Annotated in this window: 2 protein-coding genes and 1 pseudogene; all 3 read right to left on the bottom strand. The window is 67.9% G+C overall.

Annotated features, from left to right (window positions below):
- Positions 1-358, bottom strand: a pseudogene (locus Q8S40_RS01520) (hypothetical protein); the annotation flags it as partial.
- A 76-nt stretch (positions 359-434) separates the two neighbouring features.
- Entirely contained in the window at positions 435-1004 is a 570-nt protein-coding gene (locus Q8S40_RS01515; protein WP_305669023.1) for a hypothetical protein, read from the bottom strand.
- A gap of 10 nt (positions 1005-1014) precedes the next feature.
- On the bottom strand, positions 1015-1177 hold a 163-nt coding region (locus Q8S40_RS01510), incomplete at its 5' end, for a 3-hydroxyacyl-CoA dehydrogenase family protein (RefSeq protein WP_305669024.1).

The following is a 1177-nucleotide window of genomic DNA, read 5'->3' as shown; positions in this document are numbered from 1 at the left end:
CGGCCAGCCAGAACAGGCGGCTGCGCAACAGCTTGCCGCACGCCGGATCGAAGCGCTCGCCGCCGATGAGGAAGATCGATGCTCCGAACAGCATCGAGAACAGTGTGCGCATCTTGTCCTGGAAGAAGACGTGCATAATCTGCCAGCCTTGCGCCGCCTCCGCGTCGAAACCAGGCTGGATGCTGGGATTGGACGACACCGCCCAAGGCCAGGCGAAGGTCATGGCGTTGACCGCCAGGATTCCCAGCACGGCCAGTCCACGGACGACATCAAGGCTGAATAGACGGTCAGTCGTGGCCACGGGCTGAAGTTTGGCGGACGGCGCAGCCGACGGCGCGGTGATCGGTTCAGCGGCCATGATGTTCCCCCCAATCCTGGCGAGCGCCAGCTTGGCTGATGCAGCGACGGCTTGAAACTGAATTCGCGGTAAGGCGTCAGTCTTCCGCGGCGTCGCTCATCAGGCCCAGCCTGTCGCGCACCTCGGGCTGGGGCATGAAGGCGATGAAGGCGACGCAAAGCCCGGCCCAGAGGGCGTAGCTGACGCCGACCAGCACGGCGACCGGCAGGCCGCCGACGCCGAAGATCAGCAAAGTGGTCTCGGTCGCGCCCGCCGCCTCGGCGACGCCCTCGGCCTCGAACCAACTCACCACCGACATGGTCAGGGCCAGCATGGCCTGCAGCGCCGCCGCCAGCAGGCCGCCGTAGAACATGAAACGCCAGACCGCGCCCAACCGGGTTGCGGGCCGGCCATTGCGTTCGCGCTCGCGCGCCAGCAGCCAGATGCCTCCGGGCACGGCCAGGACGCCGATCGCCAGGACCACCAGCCGCCAGTCCATCTCGAGGCCGGGCAGCCAGTTCTTCGCCGGCCATATGACGAGAGTGACGACCAACGGCGGCCACAGGGCGCCGGCGACGGCGGCCAGGGCGATCCGGTGAGGCTCGCGCCGCCACGCCACCCGCTGCTGGCCGGGGAAGTCCTCGGGCTTTTCCAGGGTCGGGATCATCGGGCCGGACTCACCGCGTCGGAACCGGCGTGTCGCCGGAATAGTCGTAGAAGCCGCGCCCGGACTTGCGCCCGAGCCAGCCAGCCTCGACATATTTCACCAGGAGCGGGCAGGGCCGGTATTTGCTGTCGGCGAGGCCCTCGTAGAGCACGTTCATGATGGCCAGGACGACG

The sequence above is a fragment of the Falsiroseomonas sp. genome, assembly GCF_030695085.1.
In the GTDB taxonomy this organism is placed as follows: Bacteria; Pseudomonadota; Alphaproteobacteria; order Acetobacterales; family Acetobacteraceae; genus Falsiroseomonas.
The sequence above is the reverse complement of the archived record's forward strand: the minus strand, read 5'-3'. Positions and strand labels throughout refer to the sequence as shown.